We start from the raw sequence: 15,873 nt of genomic DNA, 5'->3' as shown, positions 1-15,873 counted from the left end.
CTTTTTTAAAAGTTGTAATTAACACCAAAAGCAAAGGACCTTGGTCTAGGATAGAAATTGTTATCCAAACCTCCACTTATCTCAGGATCAAGCCCTGTAAAATCTGTAACTGTAAGAACATTTTGAACATTGGTAAATAACCTCAAATTTGATTCTTTGTAGATGTTATTGATGGTATATCCCAGGGTAATGTTATCTATCTTAAAGAAAGAAGCATCCTGGATATAGTAATCACTTAAAAGATTGGTTTCAGTCAAAGCTTCAAAGCCTGTATTGTAAAAATCACCGTGTAAATTTGTAAGAATAGAATTCTCAGAAGCTCTTGCTAAGTAGGTTTTTGCTGAAGCCATATTGTTGTAGGCATAGTTTCCTAAATTTGCCCTGCTCACTACAGAAAAATCCCAGTTTTTATAATTTAGATTGGTGTTTAGCCCCATAATAATATCAGCGTATGGGTCTTTATATAAATACCTGTCACTGTCATTGATCTGGTCATTCCCGTCACGGTCTACATAAGCACCTTCAATCAGTCTTCCTTCTTCATTGTAAACCTGCTTGTATACCCAAAAGCTGAACGGAGAATATCCTTCTCTATGTAACTGAATATTGTTACTTAGTTCCTCCATTAATGCCTCCCACTTCTACCTGGTCAGGTAAATTGGTGATCTCATTTTCATTGAAAGAAACATTATATCCTATGCTCCAGGTAAAATCATCTGTTTGCACGGGTATGACATTTAGTTCAAATTCAATTCCACGGTTTTCCATATCTCCAATATTTTTATCGATACCATTGGAGAAATTGGTGAAAGGATCTACAGTTACAAAACTTATAAGATCTTCGGTTTGCTTAAGATAAGCATTGACAGATCCTGATATCCTGCTGTTAAAGAAGGCATAATCCAGACCTACATTGTAAGTCTTACCAACTTCCCATCTTAAATTCTCATTATATTCCTCAGGACGGTAGGTTTGGTAGAAAGTATTTCCAAACTGGTAGTTGGCGTTAGACTTGGCTTCCGGTGTAGCTGGTAAGGAAATTATAATCTCCCAAACCGTTCACATTTCCAATCTCTCCATACCCTACCCGTAATTTTAACTGATCCAATACATTAGAATCAACCAGAAAAGATTCATTATTAATATTCCATGCGATGGCAAAGGAGGGGAAATAGCCCCAGCGATCACTGGGATTTAATTTTGAAGAAGCATCTGCCCGAAGGGTTGCAGTGGCAAGATACTAGGTCTTTATAATTGTAATTCACCCTTCCAAAGTAGGAGAGGAGAGTACTGCGCCATTTATCTATAAATTCAAAATCATTTCCTTCTTCTTCGGCTTCGCTGTCATAACTAAAATTGTCATTATCAAACATTTGATAGGAGTAACCCAAAACTGCATTTACTGAATGAATTTGAGCATCGTTATCATAAGTTAAGTAAGCATCAAACAATTTATTGTCAGCATTATTTATGAAGTTACTATAAGCCCCATTCCAGTCCAGTTGAGAAGAAGGCATTTGTGCAGAAGTAAAAACCCTTCCATGACTGTTGGCTATGTCATACCCAACATTTACGGTGGCAGTAAGCTCCGGAAAAAAGAAGAGATCGTAATCTACTTTTGCATTCCCTATGAACCTTCTAACTTCGGCGGTATCGTCTCTCAGGTTTATTAAAGCAAGAGGGTTGGTAGGCGCAAGGCTGTTTTGAACATTATCAGAATTCAACCAGGTAAAATAACCTCCAAAAGGAGAGTTGGCATCAAATATTCCCTGGGTAGGGTCAAAATCTACTGCAGATCCAATAGCATCACGGTTTGCAAAGGTGTTTTCAGTATACATTCCTCTCCCGTTAAGTTCCACCCTTAGACTTCCGTCAAGAAAGTTAGGCCTGAGGTTAATAGAAGCTGTGGTTCTGGAGAAATTATCTCCCCGTAGAATCCCGTCCCTGTTGGTGTAACCAATAGAAGCTCTCATTGGCATAAAATCACCTATTCGGCCTGTAGTGCTTAAATTATGTTCATAGCCAACAGCTTCAGTATAAATTTCCTCCTGCCAGTTAGTATTGCTTTCTCCCAAACGGGCGATTGCTTCCGCACTTCCCACTTCGTTAATGAGGGTCCTAAATTGATCAGCACTTAAGACATCCACAAATTCTGTAGGACGGGAAATTATGGTTGAACCCGAATAGTCAAACCTAAAATCATTTCCTTTTCCCTGTTTGGTAGTTATAAGTATTACTCCGTTTGCAGCTCTCGAGCCGTAGATAGCAGTAGAAGAAGCATCTTTTAAAACGGTCATGCTCTCTATATCATTAGGATTGATAAAATCCAGCGCATTACGTGAACCTCCAACCGAATTATTGTCCAGCGGAATACCGTCTACAACTAATAAGGGAGAGCTGTTTAAGGATAAAGATCCCTGCCCCCTTATAACAATATTCTGGCCTTCCCCCGGCGCACCTCCACCTGAAGTAACAGAAACCCCGGCTATTTTACCGTAATAAGTTCGCTTAACTGTGGCCAATGGGCCTTTATTAAACTCTTCCGAAGTAACACTTTCTACCGCACCCGTAGCATCCCTGCTACTCACGGTACCATACCCTATTACCACTACCTCATCAAGAGCGGCAAGATTTTCCTCCATCTCAACATTAATAGTGCTTTGCCCTGTAAAAGGGATTTCCTGGGTGGTAAAACCCACAAAAGAAAAGCTAAGAATATCTCCTTCTTCCAGATTGCCTATGGTATAATTCCCATCAAAATCTGAAGTTGTACCATTCGTTTTTCCCTGTACCAGTATATTCACCCCGGGAATAGGCATTCCATTTGAACTTTCTGTGATCACCCCACTCACGCTCTGGGCAAAAAAGCTCAACGGCAGCATAAAAAACACCAGCCATGTGCTTTTAAATAATCTTCTCATACTTTCTTTGTTCATTAAGTAATTATTGATAATAAAATTTCTATTCTGTCTGCCTGATTCAATCGTTTTCGTTCCCATGCGTATCAGGTTCTCGCAATACGTTTTCAGGAAGATTTTTTCTCTTATTAAAAGGCAAACCCACCTTCAAAAAAGAGAAAATAGTATCTCTTTTCTTTAGTGAATACAAAGATGGGAAGATAAACAGGTCAAAAGTGGGTGAGGAAAATGGTATATAGAAAATATAGCGGTAATAAAAACTATAAATAACAATAAATCAAGTTGTTAAACTTAATTCAGGTGCTACTTTTATATAGAAAAAAAGATGTTTAAATGGAGCTTCTAATGCTTAAGGAGAGTATTTTCGAGAAGCATTTGATCAAAATCCTTCTTATTTAGCAAAGATTTTTTTCTGATTTTGGTCTTATAGGCATAAATAGAATTAACCGAGTATCCCAAAATTTGCGCTATAATTTCGTTGTGAGTTATTCCCAAACGAATTAATGCAAAAATTCTAAGTTCCTTGTTGAGGATTTGTCCTTCTTTTAATTCAATTTGCTCTCCCTCTTTTAGAAGAGAATTAAACTCCTCAATGAAATTTGGAAAGAGTTTAATAAATGCTTCATCAAAACTTTGAAGTAATTTTTCTTTTTCTCCTTTTAAATCATAAGAGTTGACAAAATATTTTAAGCCGTCAATATTATTCTTCTTAAGTTCTTTCTGGATCCGGATTTTAAAATCACGGAATTTTTCAAAGATATCGGCATCCTGTGAGAAGAAAAATCCTATATATTCTTCTTTGATCTTGTTAGCTTCCAGGAGTTTGTTGTTGAGGGAATTCAGCTGTTCATTTTTAGAATTGATTTCCTCATTCACGAGGATGATCTGCTGATTTTTAACCTGAAGATCATTGTGGGCGCTCAGGATCTCCCGGCGTGCCCTTTTTAGTCTTCTAAGCTGCAGGTAAGTAATAATTGCCAGGACCACCACAAACAGGAGAAGAATGGAAAGCAGGATATTTTGCTCATAAAGCCGCTTTCTTTGAGTTTCAACCTGTTCTACGACCTGTTCTTCAATTAAAGGCAAAATGGCACCCACTCTTATCTTACGTTGTTGGGCCCCGTAATCCTCAGCATCCTGTCCTGCTTTTTTAATAAAGGCTGAAGCAAGTTTAACCTCTCCTTCCTTAAAAAGGAGTTCTGCCAAACGAATTATTGCAAGGTTTTCTTTTGCTGAAGATTTTATGTCGGCAATTGAAGCTCTGGAAAGATGGTAAATCGCTTTATCTGAATTTCCCATTTTTGTATATACATCTCCAATAACTGAATGTGTCACGGCTCTAAGTCTTAAATCCTCTGTAGTTTCCATGAGCGGAAGCAAATCTTTCAGTGCCTCATCCAGTTCATTCGCTCTATAATTCATATACCCCTTCAACATAGTATGATCCCAGGAGCCAGGTGGGACCAGGGTAAGAGCTTTTTGATGAAGTTCCTCTACCATCTCTTCGTACCTGCTGGAGAAAAAATAGATACTGCTATACTCTGCCATATCAGTATAACACCTCCCCAGGAGGCTGTAGTAAACAAATTGCAGTTCTGTGGAAATCTCCTGGGGATCAATAATTTCAAAATACTCCATAGCTTCCCGAAACATCCCTGCAGAAACACAAAGATTTGCGAGATCCAGAGTGGTCTCAGCCATGAGAGCAGTACTGCCCATTTCCTCAGCAATCTCCCTGCTTAGTAAGGCATATTTAAATGCAGAATCCTGCTTAAAGATCCTGTACTCATCAAATAACTCGCTGTTAAGAACATAAAGATTCTCCAGGCTTTGATCGGTATTGCTACGAAGAGTCGCTTTCAGGTTTCTGATGCGCTCCGTTTTCAAAGCATCGTATTCTGCACTTTGCTCAATAGCCTCTAACAATTCATGCAAAGCCTCCTTCTCCTGTCCAATGGCAGGAGTGGAAAAGAAAAATATAAGACACAAAGCAACTGCGGAAAGTTCAGTTTTAACAGCTTTCTTCAGGTAAGGGAGTGTTCTAAACAGAACCTTTTTTGTAAAATCCATCTTAAAACGAATTTAGGAAGAATAATTTACCTGTTGTTCGTTTTCTCTCTTTTACCTCCGCGTTATTGATGTGCCTGCTCAGCGACCTTCCATCCGGTTTTTTTTTTCGTTTTACCCCAACCCTAAAGGGAGCCGGAAAAAGTGATCAATAGAAATTTAGTTGAACGGCAATTAAAATGCTCCTCTCCTTTTTTCAAGGAGGGGTGGCCGCCCTGGGCGGACGGGGTGGTTTCTTGGGTTTGAGAAAGTTGTTCTTTACGCAAAAGATTTCGGATTGCAGAGAATTTGTCATCCGCTCTGCAACCCTTCCGTCTTCATTGTCTTTCGCCAATGAAGCCACCTTCCCTTGAAACAAGGGAAGGAGCTTTTTGGTCCTTTCACAAGCTCCCCTCCTTTTTTCAAGGAGGGGTGGCCGCCCTGGGCGGACGGGGTGGTTTCCTGGGAATTGTGAAAGTTGTTCTTACGCAAAAGATTTCAGGTAGCAGAGGATTTGTCATCCGCTCTGCAACCCTTCCGTCTTCATTGTCTTTCGCCAATGAAGCCACCTTCCCTTCAAACAAGGGAAGGAGCTTTTTACGGATCTTATAATTTCAAAAGTTCTGAATCAATTCCTCCCTTTAGGGTCGGGGAAAAGAATTGATTCACGATGAGGAGGCTTAGAACTCTTTTTCCGTTTTACCCCAACCCTAAAGGGTGCCGGAAAAAGTGATCAGTAGAAATTTAGTTGAACGGCAATTAAAATGCTCCCCTCCTTTTTTTAAGGAGGGGTGGCCGCCCTCGGCGGACGGGGTGGTTTCTTGGGTTTGAGAAAGTTGTTCTTTACGCAAAAGATTTATGTAACAGAAAATTTGTCATCCGCTCTGCAACCCTTCCGTCTTCATTGTCTTTCGCCAATGAAGCCACCTTCCCTTAAAACAAGGGAAGGAGCTTTTTTTTTCACATCACAAGCACGCTGTGGCGTATTATACTAATTTTCTAACTTCTAACTTCTAACTTCTAACTTCTACCTTCTACCTTCTAACTTTGTACTTCCATTCCCTACATTTTCTCCCCCAACTCAAAATACCTTTCCGTCTTAGTCTCAATTTCATCCATTACTTTCTGAAGTTCCAGGGAGGTTTTGTCTATTTCCTCGCCACTTAATTCCTCCAGGAATTTTGACTGGATCTTCTCTTTTTGCTTTTCGAGATTGGCAATTTCTTTCTCCAGCTTTCCGAATTCCTTTTTCTCATTGTAGGAAAGTCCGGGAGAGGAAGAAGGTGCGGAATTTTGTTGTTTCTGGACAGGAGCAGATTCTTTTGGCCTGGCTGTTTCTTCCGGTGCCTGACTCGCTTCGTAATCGCGGTAGTCGGTGTAATTTCCGGGGAAATCTTCTATCTCGGCATTTCCTTTAAAGACGAACAGGTGGTCTACAATCTTATCCATAAAATACCTGTCGTGAGAAACCACTACAAGACATCCGGGGAAGTCGAGGAGGAAATCTTCGAGGACATTTAGAGTTACGATATCTAAATCGTTTGTGGGCTCATCCAGGATCAGGAAGTTTGGATTTTGGATGAGGATAGTACACAAATACAAACGTTTTTTCTCACCTCCGCTGAGTTTCTCAACAAAATCGTACTGCTTCTTGCGGTCAAATAAAAACCTTTCCAATAATTGCTGTGCAGAGATCTGCCACCTTTTGCCAGCGGAATAAAATCTCCGAATTCCCGAATCACGTCAATTACTTTCTGCCCCGGTTTTACATTAATTCCTGCCTGGGTATAGTAGCCGAACTTTATAGTGTCACCAATAGTTACTTTACCCGCATCAGGTTTAATTTTTCCGGTGAGGATATTTAGAAAAGTTGATTTTCCGGTTCCGTTTTTTCCAATGATCCCGATGCGTTCACCTTTCTGAAAGTTATATTCGAAGCCATTGAGAAGCTGTTTATCCTCATAGCTTTTGGAAACCTTGTGCAGCTCCACGATCTTGCTGCCCAGGCGCTCCATACTTATTTCCAGCTGCACCTTATGATCATTTCGGCGCTTTGAGGCGCGATCCTTTATTTCGTGAAAATCGTCAATCCGGGATTTAGATTTGGTGGTACGGGCTTTCGGCTGCTTAGCGCATCCATTCCAGTTCTTTTTTGAAAAGCTGTTTGGCCTTGTCGGTATTGGTTTGCTCCTGTGCGATGCGCGCATCCTTTTTATCGAGGTAATAGGAGTAATTTCCTTTGTAGGTATATAATTGCCCATCCTCCAGCTCCACAATCTCATTACACACCCGCTCCAGGAAATACTTAATCGTGGGTAACCATGAAGATGGTGAAGTTTTCCTTTTTAAAATATCCCTCCAGCCATTCGATCATATCCAGATCCAGGTGGTTGGTAGGCTCATCCATAATAATAAAATCCGGCTTGTGAAGCAGCATATTGGCAAGGGCAAGACGCTTTTTCTGCCCTCCGGAAAGTTCGCCGACTTTCTTATCCAGCTGGTCCAGCTTCAGCATAAACAGGATCTGCTTATACTGAGTCTCGAAATCCCAGGCCTGGTGCATCTCCATTTCTTCAAAAGCCTTCTGGTAAGCATCGGCATCATCGGGATTCTCCAAAGCTTTCTCGTACCGGGCAATAACCTTCAGGATTTCATTATCGGCAGCGAAAATTGTCTGCTCAACCGTTAGGTTAGGATCCAGGTCCGGTTCCTGGGCAAGAAAAGCGCTCTGAATATCTTTCCGGTAAACCACTCTTCCCTCATCGGGAGCATCGGTATCTAGCGAGGATGTGCAGGAGGGTAGTTTTTCCGGTGCCATTCTTGGCCACGAAGCCTACCTTCTGGCCCTCATTTATTCCGAAGGAGAGATTAGAGAACAATTCATGCTCCCCGAAAGATTTGCGTATATTTTCAACCGATAAATAGTTCACAGTAAAATTTTTTGCAAAAGTAGCTAATTTAGAGGGGAATTGGGAAGGATGTTTTTGGGAGAGTTAGGAAACGGGCATTAAGAAACAGGAATCAAGAATCAAGAGTCAAGACGTAAGACAAAAGAAAATAGAAAATAGAAAAGAGACAAGAAACAAGAGAGAATAAAATGACGACTTTGAGATTCTTCACTTCGTTCAGAATGACAAAAACACTCGCAAAATAGATCACGGTTATTTGTCATTCTGAAGAAGCCGCTACAAGCGGATTTAGAAAGAATCTCTTCAGGAGAAGGATCATACAAGGGAACTATCCAAGCATTCGTAAGACAGAACACAATTATTTGTCATTCTGAAGAAGCCGCTACAAGCGGATTCAGAAAGAATCTCTTGCGGAGAAGGATCATACAAAGGAACTCTTCCCAGCATTCACAAGACAGAACACGGTTATTTGTCATTTTGAAGAAACCGCTTCAGGCGGATTCAGAAGAATCTCTCGCGGAGGAGCTAACTAAACCCGTCAAGCTGAAATTATTTCAGCTTCTAATGTGAGGCTGTGCAAACCTGAGATCTCCCGCAGATCTCGCAGATTTACGCAGAAACGTAGCTTCAACTGAACACTCCAACAATGGTAAAAAAATCATTAGTGCATTAGTGACTAACCTATTCTTCTGTATGACAACCATAGATATTCACTCTTTTGAGCAGCACAAAAACGAAAAGCAGCACAAGAATAATTTTATAATTAGCTTTCTTCACTTATATTTGTTTCTTAACATTACATTAAGATGGCTATGTGTTTGCGGCTGAAGAAGATAAAAATTTTAACCGCAGAAAAAGAAAAGCACAATAAGCCGACTTATTTGAGGTTAAAATACTTTGGGGAGACTGCTGTAACATTTTCTATCTTCCTGAACAAATTTGATGGAGCCCCCATATGAATAAAAATCTACTGTTGTTCTTACTGGTAATTGCTTTATGTTTTACCTCCTGTATTTCTGCAAAAAAAACCACTTACCTGCAACCAATTGAAACTGCTGTAGACAGTGTTTTGTCGATACAGAGGCTTAAAAAACCGTACAGGATTCAGGTAAACGATCTTTTAAGCATCAGGGTAAAAGCTTTGGACCAGGAACTGGTGGGAATGTTTAATCCTATTGGAGAAACAAACGCAAATGCCACCGGAGAACAGGCAATGTATTATGATGGTTTTACAGTTGACCTGCACGGGAATATTCGGGTACCAACGCTTGGAGAAATAAATGTTTTAGGATATACAGTAGAAGAAGTTCAGGAAAAAATAGAACAGGAACTTCTGGATAATTACTTTAAAGAACAGGCCAACATATTTGTAACCGTTAAGCTGGCAGGAATAAGATATACTACTTTAGGGGAAATAGGAACAGGGAGTCAGGTGGTTTACAAAGAGCAGGTTACTATAATGGAAGCAGTGGCAAATGCAGGTGGAATAACAGAATTTGGAGATATGACAGATGTTAGGATTATAAGGCAGTATCCCGGTGGGGCAGAGAAGATCCACAGTATTGACCTTACGAGCATAACGGCCACGAAAAGTCCTTATTATTACATTCAGCCAAATGATCTTATTCTTGTTAATGCTCTTCCGCAGAAGTCCTGGGGATTGGGAACAACAGGAATTGAAAATTTCAGGACAGCAGCCAGCATTCTAACTGTTTTGTCGTCTATTATTTTATTAAGTACGCGATTGTAGTATGGCACATGAAGATGATCATATTAGTGATGTAGGTTCTACTTTTGACTTTAAAGGATTTGTTTTAAAGGTAATTAGCTACTGGCCCCTTATTTTGGTATCAGTCGGAGTAAGCCTTGCTGTTGCCTATTATAACAATATCCGAAAGTTACTTATTTATCAAATGGGAAATTCCATTTCCATTAAAGATGACCAGAATCCCTTTTTTACTTCTAATACCAGTTTAACGTTTAACTGGGGTGGAACTTCAGATAAAGTTAATACGGCAATTACAATTTTACGTTCCCGCTCCCATAACGAGGAAGTGGTAGAGGAACTTCAGTATTATATTAGCTATCAGCAGGAGGGCGAATATCAAAGAGTGAATGCTTATGGCTTTACTCCTTTTCAGGTTTTTGCAGATACAAGTGCTGCCCAGGCTATAGATCTTCCTATAACTATTACATTTAAAGATGAGGAGACTTTCAATTTAAAAGCCGATGTTCTTTCTGTTATAAATACTCAAAATTATTCTACCAAAGAAAAAGGTAGTATAAGTGTGGAACCACAGGAATTCAGCAGGGATTTCAAAGTTGGACAAAATATTACACTTCCGTTTTTCAGCGGATTTATAGCCCGAACTAATCAGGCCCTGCAGCCAGGGAAACCTTTTTACATCACGTTTCAGAATTTTGACGGCATAGTAAGTCGGTGGAAAGGAGTGTCAGTTAATCCGGAGAATCAGAATTCTTCTGTCCTTAATCTCAGTCTTACCGGGGATAATAAAGCTCAGCTGGTTGACTATTTGAATGGAACAGTGAGAGTGTTAAGTCAAAACATGCTCGAGAGAAAGAATCTTTTTGCTACTAATACTATCAGGTTCATTGACAGTAGCCTTGCTGTGAAGTCCCGGGAATTGCAATTGGTGGAAGATGAGCTTAATTTGTTCCGGAACAAGAATTCCACTCTGGATATTTCTGCGGAAAGTGCTGAAATATCAAATAAACTTTCTACACTGGATTTAAGGAAGGAGGACCTTCGCAGACAGATAGCTTATTATAACACTCTCGAAGATTATCTCACTACAAGGAATGATTACAGTAGTGTTCCTGCACCTTCTGTTGCGGGAATAGCAGAAGGAAGTATTGTAAGCGGAGTAGGTCGCATTCTTTCTTTAGCTGAAGAACGTAGCAAATACCAGTATTCTTTAAAAGAAAATTCTCCGGTCTTTGCTGATATAGACCTAAGCAGATAAATTCTGTTAAAAGCGTGTTGCTTGAGAATATTAATTCTACAAAAAGTCTGCAGCAGTCTGAACTAAATGATATCAACCGACAAATTGCAGTTGCCGAATCTGAAATACGAAAACTTCCCCAGGAAGAACAGGATCTGCTTAAAATTCAGAGGGAGTATAGCATCAGCGAAAAAACTTACAATCTTTTTCTTGAAAAAAGGAGCGAGGCTTAGTTTAATCAAGGCAGCCAATGTAAGTGACGTAATGGTTATAGATACAGCAAAGGATACTTAGCGGCGGACAAATTGGACCCAACACTCAGCTTAATTATGTAATGGCATTAATGGTGGGAGGGGTTATTCCCCTCACGTTTGTTTTTCTTTTGGTGTTTCTTAATACCAACGTTCATAATGCAAATGAAATTAGCAGGTTATCCCCAATTCCAATTCTGGGTCTTATAGGAAAAAGTAAATCTTCCGGTAACCTGGTGGTTTTCGATAAACAGAAATCGGCTATTGCTGAAAGTTTCCGGGGTTTGCGGAGTAGCCTGCAATTTATGTACAGGAAACAGGGGGTTACCGGATCTAAAACCGTGTTAATTACTTCTTCCGTTTCAGGAGAAGGAAAGACTTTTTGTGCGATGAACCTGGCCACTGTTTTCGCCCTGAGTGAAAAGAAAACGGTACTGGTGGGACTCGATTTAAGAAAGCCGAAGATCTTTGATGACTTTGAGCTTAAAAATGAAGCAGGTGTTGTGAACTACCTTATTGGCAATAATTCTGTAGATGAAATTATTCAGGCTTCCAGGATTCCCCATTTGGACGTAATTACTGCCGGGCCCATTCCTCCCAATCCTTCGGAACTCTTAATGACAGATCAAATGGAGGTGCTAATGGAGGAACTGAGGCAAAGATATGACTATATCGTGCTCGATACTCCGCCTATTGGTATTGTTGCCGATGCGATGAACCTCGTTAAATATGCCGATGCTACACTATACCTCATCCGCCAGGATTATACCAAACGCGGAATGCTGGAAAGCATCAACGAAAAGTACAACAAAGGAGAGATAAAAAATATCAGTTTTGTTCTTAACTACTTTGTCCATCGCGCAAAATACGGTTACGGTTATGGCTACGGCTATGGTTATGGCTACGGTTACGGCTATGCCTACAACAGGTACACGAAAGGATATAACGATGAGATAGGTCCTGTGGTTAAGTTTAAGAAGTGGTGGAGGAAGGCGATGAGGAATTTTGAGTAGGATAGTTAGTAGTGGTTAGAGGGTAGTCGTTAGTTAGTGGTCAGTGGTCAGTGGTCGGAGGGCAGGGGGATAAAAATTTAAAAAAGAAAATATCTATGTTTGAAGATGTTCATTTTAGCTTTGAGGATCTAAAGGTGTATCAGAAAGCTCTTGACTTTGTAGATTATGTTTATAGTCTTACTGCAAAATTTCCCAGGGAGGAATTATATGGATTAACTTCTCAGTTCAATCGGGCGGCTGTTTCCATTGCTTTAAATACTGCAGAAGGCTCAGGAGATTCCGATGTACAATTCAACAGATATTTACAGCTAGCAGATGATTCCTTCGGGAGTGTGTAACCTGTTCTACAATTGCTTCAAGACGGTCTTATATAAGTGCGGAAGAAAATCAAAAGGCAAGGATAATGCTTCTTGAGATGTTTAAAATGATCAAGAGCCTACAAAGATATTTGAAATCCAAAAAAGGCAAATAATAAATATCTTCTGCCCACTGTCCACTGTCCTCTGCCCACTGTCCTCTGTCTGTCCTCTGCCCACTCAAAACTTTATACTTTCCTTGCCACCTCTCATCATCCAATCATTTAAATTTGTATAAAATCTTAGTACATCAAACTATTAACCAACCTTTTTAAAAAACAACCTCCCCATAAGATCGGGATTGCTCTTAGTGGAGGTAGTGCCAGAGGCTATGCTCATATTGGAATTTTAAAAGCCCTTTCTGAACATGGAATAGAGCCGGAGATCATTTCCGGGACTAGTATGGGAGCTTTGATAGGGGTGTTGTATGCAGCAGGGCATTCGCCTAAGGATATTGAAAAAATATTTATTGATGAACTAGTAAAGAAGGTGATGACCTTTTCCTGGCAAAGGACCGGACTGCTGAAGATGGAAAAGCTGCCGGGCGTGCTTAAAAAGTATCTTCCTGAAGATGATTACTCCTGCCTTAAAAAACCTTTTTATCTCGGTATCACCAACCTTAATTCCGGTAAAAGTGAATTTCTTAGTAAAGGAAAACTATACAGTTCTTTAATAGCTACTTCCTCTGTTCCCGGAGTATTTACACCTATTGTTATAGATGGTACCAGCTATGTGGACGGTGGATTACTATGCAATCTTCCGGCATCGGCTATTAGGGAAAAATGCAAAATTCTTATAGGAGCACATGTCAATTTTCCGGGTGAGAAGAAAATTCTTTCCGGTACCAGGGAAATTCTGGAGCGGGTAGTAAATCTGGGAATTACTCAGAATACCCAACCTGAAAAAGAATTATGTGATTTCTTAATAGACCCTCCGGAAATGCGGAATTTCTCACTGTTGGATTTTGGTAAGATTGAAGAGATTATAGAAGTGGGATATAGCCATACTAACAGGATGATCGAAGTGGGAGAATTGTCAGGGGTTTTTAGACGGTAGTCTATAGTGGTTAGAGGAGTGGGCAGGGGTTAGGAAAGAGTAGTTAGTCTTTAGTCGTTAGTCGTTAGAGGGGTGGTCAGTGGACAGTGGGCAGAAAAGAGTCGTTAGTCTTTAGTCGTTAGAGGGGTGGTCAGAGGTCAGAAAAGAGTCGTTAGTCTTTAGTCGTTAGAGGGGTGGTGAGTGGGCAGAGGACAGAAAATAGTGATTAGTCTTAGTCGTTAGAGGGGTGGTCAGTGGGCAGAGGACAGAAATAGTAATTAGTCTTTAGTCGTTAGAGGAGTGGTGAGTGGGCAGAGGACAGAAAATAGTGGTTAGTCTTTAGTCGTTAGAGGGGTGGTCAGTGGGCAGAGGACAGAAATAGTAATTAGTCTTTAGTCGTTAGAGGAGTGGTTAGTGGTCAGAGGTCAAAAAAGAGTAGTTAGTCTTTAGTCGGTAGGGGTGAGATAAGCCGTTTTTGCCGGGTCCGGTGGTTTTAATTTTAGCGCAGCAAAGATTGCCAAGCTGGGACTTTTTACTTTCCAGGCACTAACTCCATTTCACTGTCCACTGTCCACTGCCCTCTGTCCACTCTCCACTCTCTTGCTACCTAAAACGAGTAACTATCTATGTTGGATCAAATTGCTGAAAAAATTAATCATTTCCTCCAAAAATTATTGAAGCATTTACCCACTGCCAGATATGGAAACTTGTTTCGTTATCTCCGGCTTTAAAAGCTTTCCATTCCTTCTCCACTTCTGCAAAATCAAACCAATCTGCTATAGGGGATGTTTTTAGTTTCTCCAGTTGAACTTCAGTAAAAGCTGATAACTCATTCCCGAGCCATTCCCGCTGCGGGGTTTGGAGGGGGCGCTTGGGAGCGTAGGAAATGTTTTCAGGAACCAAAGGTTTTAATAGTTCCCTCAGCATATATTTGCCAACACCGTTCCGGATCTTAAATTCAGGCGGCATAGCAAAGGCAAATTCCACCAGCTTGTGGTCCAGAAAAGGTTCCCGCAGTTCCACTCCAAATGCCATGGAAATGCGGTCATTAAATCTCAAAGCCCGGGGAATTTTAGTATAAAAAAGGTCCCGGTACTGCATATTCTGTAACCTGTTATCAAAAGCTTGAGGATATGCCGGTTTTACTGCAAGGGCTGCAAATTTTTTATTCAGAACCTTTATGCGGAATGGATTTTTATTCCCGGATCCCTGGATAGTTTTTTCTGAACCTCCATCCTGAAGATAATAATCGTAACCTGCCCACTGCTCATCCATTCCCTGTCCGTCCAATAGCACCTTTACACCATCTTTGCGTGCCTGTTCAAATATTTGGGAATAGGCGAGGGTCGGAATTCCCCCGAATGGTTCATCCTGTGAATTGCTCAGTTGAAATGCCTTGCTTTGTACCTCTTCCCCGGAAAGTTTTACTTTAACCAAAGGATTTTCGGTGGTAGCGATCATCTGCTCTACCCATGGCAGTTCATCATATCGCTCGTCTCCTGTATAGAAAGTGTAGGCATTGATATTTCTTTTGTCCTCAAAATGATTTACCAGTGCCAGGAGGAGGGAACTGTCTACCCCGCCACTAATATTAAATCCCACCTAAGCACATCTGCCCGGAAACGCAGCAAAATACTTTCCTGCAAAAGTTCATAATATTTTTCTTTTGCTTCCGAAAAACTGTAGTCTGTAGGGATTTTTGCAACTTCCACTTCAAAATTATACCATTTTTCTATAGATAATTTCCCGTTGGAGAAATTCAAAAAATGGCCGCCAGGCAACTGCTGAATATTATTGAAAAAGGTTTCTTCCGGCATTCCATAAGAGCCGTAGCTGAAATAAGAAGCCCAAACTTCTTCCCTGGGTTCTCTTCTGCCGGGAAGGTGCTGAAGTGATTTTATTTCACTGCTGAAATACAGGGAATCTCCCTCCACAGAGTAAAAAAATGGTTTTACTCCAAATCTATCCCTCGCAGCAAAAAGTTCTTTTTTTTCAGAATTCCAGATAGCAAAAGCAAACATTCCCCTAAACTTCTGCAAACAGTCTTTTCCCCAGCGTAAATAAGAGGCGAGAAGGACTTCAGTATCTGAGGAGGTATGAAACTGGTAAAAATTTTTCAGTTCTTCCCTTAACTCTTTGTAGTTGTATATTTCTCCGTTAAAGGTTAAATAGAATTTGCCGGAATTATCTGTAAAAGGTTCATTAGCATCAGCAGAAAGATCTATGATAGAAAGACGGTTATGACCTATGGCCGCAAATCCCGCATCAACGAAAGCATAGGTGTGATCAGGACCCCGATGAGCCTGTTTTTCGAGCATCACCTGGAGCTCCACCTCCTTTGCATTTTTTCCTATAATTCCTGCTATTCCGCACATCTTCTAA

At 40.5% G+C, this 15,873-nt stretch carries 12 protein-coding genes and 1 pseudogene; 6 read left to right on the top strand and 7 right to left on the bottom strand.

Annotated elements, in window-relative coordinates; genetic code table 11:
• Positions 1-5: 5 nt before the first annotated feature.
• The 5 genes and pseudogenes from LZ575_RS23505 to LZ575_RS08695 all read right to left on the bottom strand — a co-directional run bounded on the left by LZ575_RS23505 (position 6) and on the right by LZ575_RS08695 (position 7,894).
• Positions 6-626: a hypothetical protein gene (locus LZ575_RS23505; protein WP_311196041.1), complete on the bottom strand. Its 621-nt coding sequence runs from the start codon at positions 624-626 to the stop codon at positions 6-8.
• On the bottom strand, positions 610-1,041 hold the full coding sequence (locus LZ575_RS23500; RefSeq protein WP_311196099.1) for a TonB-dependent receptor domain-containing protein: 432 nt from the start codon (positions 1,039-1,041) through the stop codon (positions 610-612). Before LZ575_RS23500 ends, LZ575_RS23505 begins: the two co-directional genes overlap by 17 nt.
• 143 nt (positions 1,042-1,184) lie before the next feature.
• Positions 1,185-2,936, bottom strand: a complete 1,752-nt coding sequence (locus tag LZ575_RS23490; protein WP_311196040.1) for a SusC/RagA family TonB-linked outer membrane protein — start codon at positions 2,934-2,936, stop codon at positions 1,185-1,187.
• 324 nt (positions 2,937-3,260) lie between these two features.
• On the bottom strand, positions 3,261-4,988 hold the full coding sequence (locus LZ575_RS08700; RefSeq protein ID WP_235330304.1) for a DUF6377 domain-containing protein: 1,728 nt from the start codon (positions 4,986-4,988) through the stop codon (positions 3,261-3,263).
• 1,038 nt (positions 4,989-6,026) lie between these two features.
• A pseudogene (locus tag LZ575_RS08695) lies at positions 6,027-7,894 on the bottom strand (ABC-F family ATP-binding cassette domain-containing protein).
• 934 nt (positions 7,895-8,828) lie between these two features.
• Here LZ575_RS08695 and LZ575_RS08690 point away from each other — a divergent pair.
• The 6 genes from LZ575_RS08690 to LZ575_RS08665 all read left to right on the top strand — a co-directional run bounded on the left by LZ575_RS08690 (position 8,829) and on the right by LZ575_RS08665 (position 13,512).
• Positions 8,829-9,623, top strand: coding sequence for a polysaccharide biosynthesis/export family protein (locus LZ575_RS08690; protein ID WP_235330303.1), 795 nt, complete (start codon positions 8,829-8,831; stop codon positions 9,621-9,623).
• 1 nt (position 9,624) lies between these two features.
• Positions 9,625-10,857 carry a hypothetical protein gene (locus LZ575_RS08685; protein ID WP_235330302.1) on the top strand — a complete coding sequence of 411 codons (1,233 nt, stop codon included), beginning with the start codon at positions 9,625-9,627 and terminating at the stop codon, positions 10,855-10,857.
• Positions 10,858-10,874: 17 nt separating this feature from the next.
• Positions 10,875-11,069, top strand: a complete 195-nt coding sequence (locus LZ575_RS08680; protein WP_235330301.1) for a hypothetical protein — start codon at positions 10,875-10,877, stop codon at positions 11,067-11,069.
• Positions 11,070-11,170: 101 nt separating this feature from the next.
• The gene (locus LZ575_RS08675) at positions 11,171-12,100 is read left to right on the top strand and encodes a CpsD/CapB family tyrosine-protein kinase (RefSeq protein ID WP_235330300.1); all 930 of its coding nucleotides are present in this window, start codon (positions 11,171-11,173) and stop codon (positions 12,098-12,100) included.
• A 95-nt stretch (positions 12,101-12,195) separates the two neighbouring features.
• A complete protein-coding gene (locus tag LZ575_RS23485; protein ID WP_311196039.1) occupies positions 12,196-12,438 on the top strand; it encodes a four helix bundle protein in 243 nt (80 codons plus the stop codon).
• Between the two features lie 267 nt (positions 12,439-12,705).
• Entirely contained in the window at positions 12,706-13,512 is an 807-nt protein-coding gene (locus LZ575_RS08665; RefSeq protein ID WP_311196098.1) for a patatin-like phospholipase family protein, read from the top strand.
• Positions 13,513-14,142: 630 nt separating this feature from the next.
• On the opposite strand, the gene LZ575_RS08660 is transcribed toward LZ575_RS08665, so the two are convergent.
• Positions 14,143-15,093 (bottom strand): asparagine synthetase B, encoded by a 951-nt coding sequence (locus LZ575_RS08660; RefSeq protein WP_235330299.1) that lies wholly within the window; start codon positions 15,091-15,093, stop codon positions 14,143-14,145.
• Positions 15,066-15,866, bottom strand: a complete 801-nt coding sequence (locus LZ575_RS08655) for an asparagine synthetase B (protein ID WP_235330298.1) — start codon at positions 15,864-15,866, stop codon at positions 15,066-15,068. Before LZ575_RS08655 ends, LZ575_RS08660 begins: the two co-directional genes overlap by 28 nt.
• Positions 15,867-15,873 lie beyond the last annotated feature (7 nt).

The organism is Antarcticibacterium sp. 1MA-6-2, assembly GCF_021535135.1.
Taxonomy (GTDB): Bacteria; Bacteroidota; Bacteroidia; order Flavobacteriales; family Flavobacteriaceae; genus Gillisia.
The sequence above is the reverse complement of the archived record's forward strand: the minus strand, read 5'-3'. Positions and strand labels throughout refer to the sequence as shown.

What these genes read in the sequence shown, in the direction of transcription:
- LZ575_RS23505 (WP_311196041.1), bottom strand. Translation starts at nt 626, where the DNA reads ATGGAGGAACTAAGTAACAATATTCAGTTACATAGAGAAGGATATTCT.
- LZ575_RS23490 (WP_311196040.1), bottom strand. Translation starts at nt 2,936, where the DNA reads ATGAACAAAGAAAGTATGAGAAGATTATTTAAAAGCACATGGCTGGTG.
- LZ575_RS08700 (WP_235330304.1), bottom strand. Translation starts at nt 4,988, where the DNA reads ATGGATTTTACAAAAAAGGTTCTGTTTAGAACACTCCCTTACCTGAAG.
- LZ575_RS08690 (WP_235330303.1), top strand. Translation starts at nt 8,829, where the DNA reads ATGAATAAAAATCTACTGTTGTTCTTACTGGTAATTGCTTTATGTTTT.
- LZ575_RS08685 (WP_235330302.1), top strand. Translation starts at nt 9,625, where the DNA reads ATGGCACATGAAGATGATCATATTAGTGATGTAGGTTCTACTTTTGAC.
- LZ575_RS08675 (WP_235330300.1), top strand. Translation starts at nt 11,171, where the DNA reads ATGGCATTAATGGTGGGAGGGGTTATTCCCCTCACGTTTGTTTTTCTT.
- LZ575_RS23485 (WP_311196039.1), top strand. Translation starts at nt 12,196, where the DNA reads ATGTTTGAAGATGTTCATTTTAGCTTTGAGGATCTAAAGGTGTATCAG.
- LZ575_RS08655 (WP_235330298.1), bottom strand. Translation starts at nt 15,866, where the DNA reads ATGTGCGGAATAGCAGGAATTATAGGAAAAAATGCAAAGGAGGTGGAG.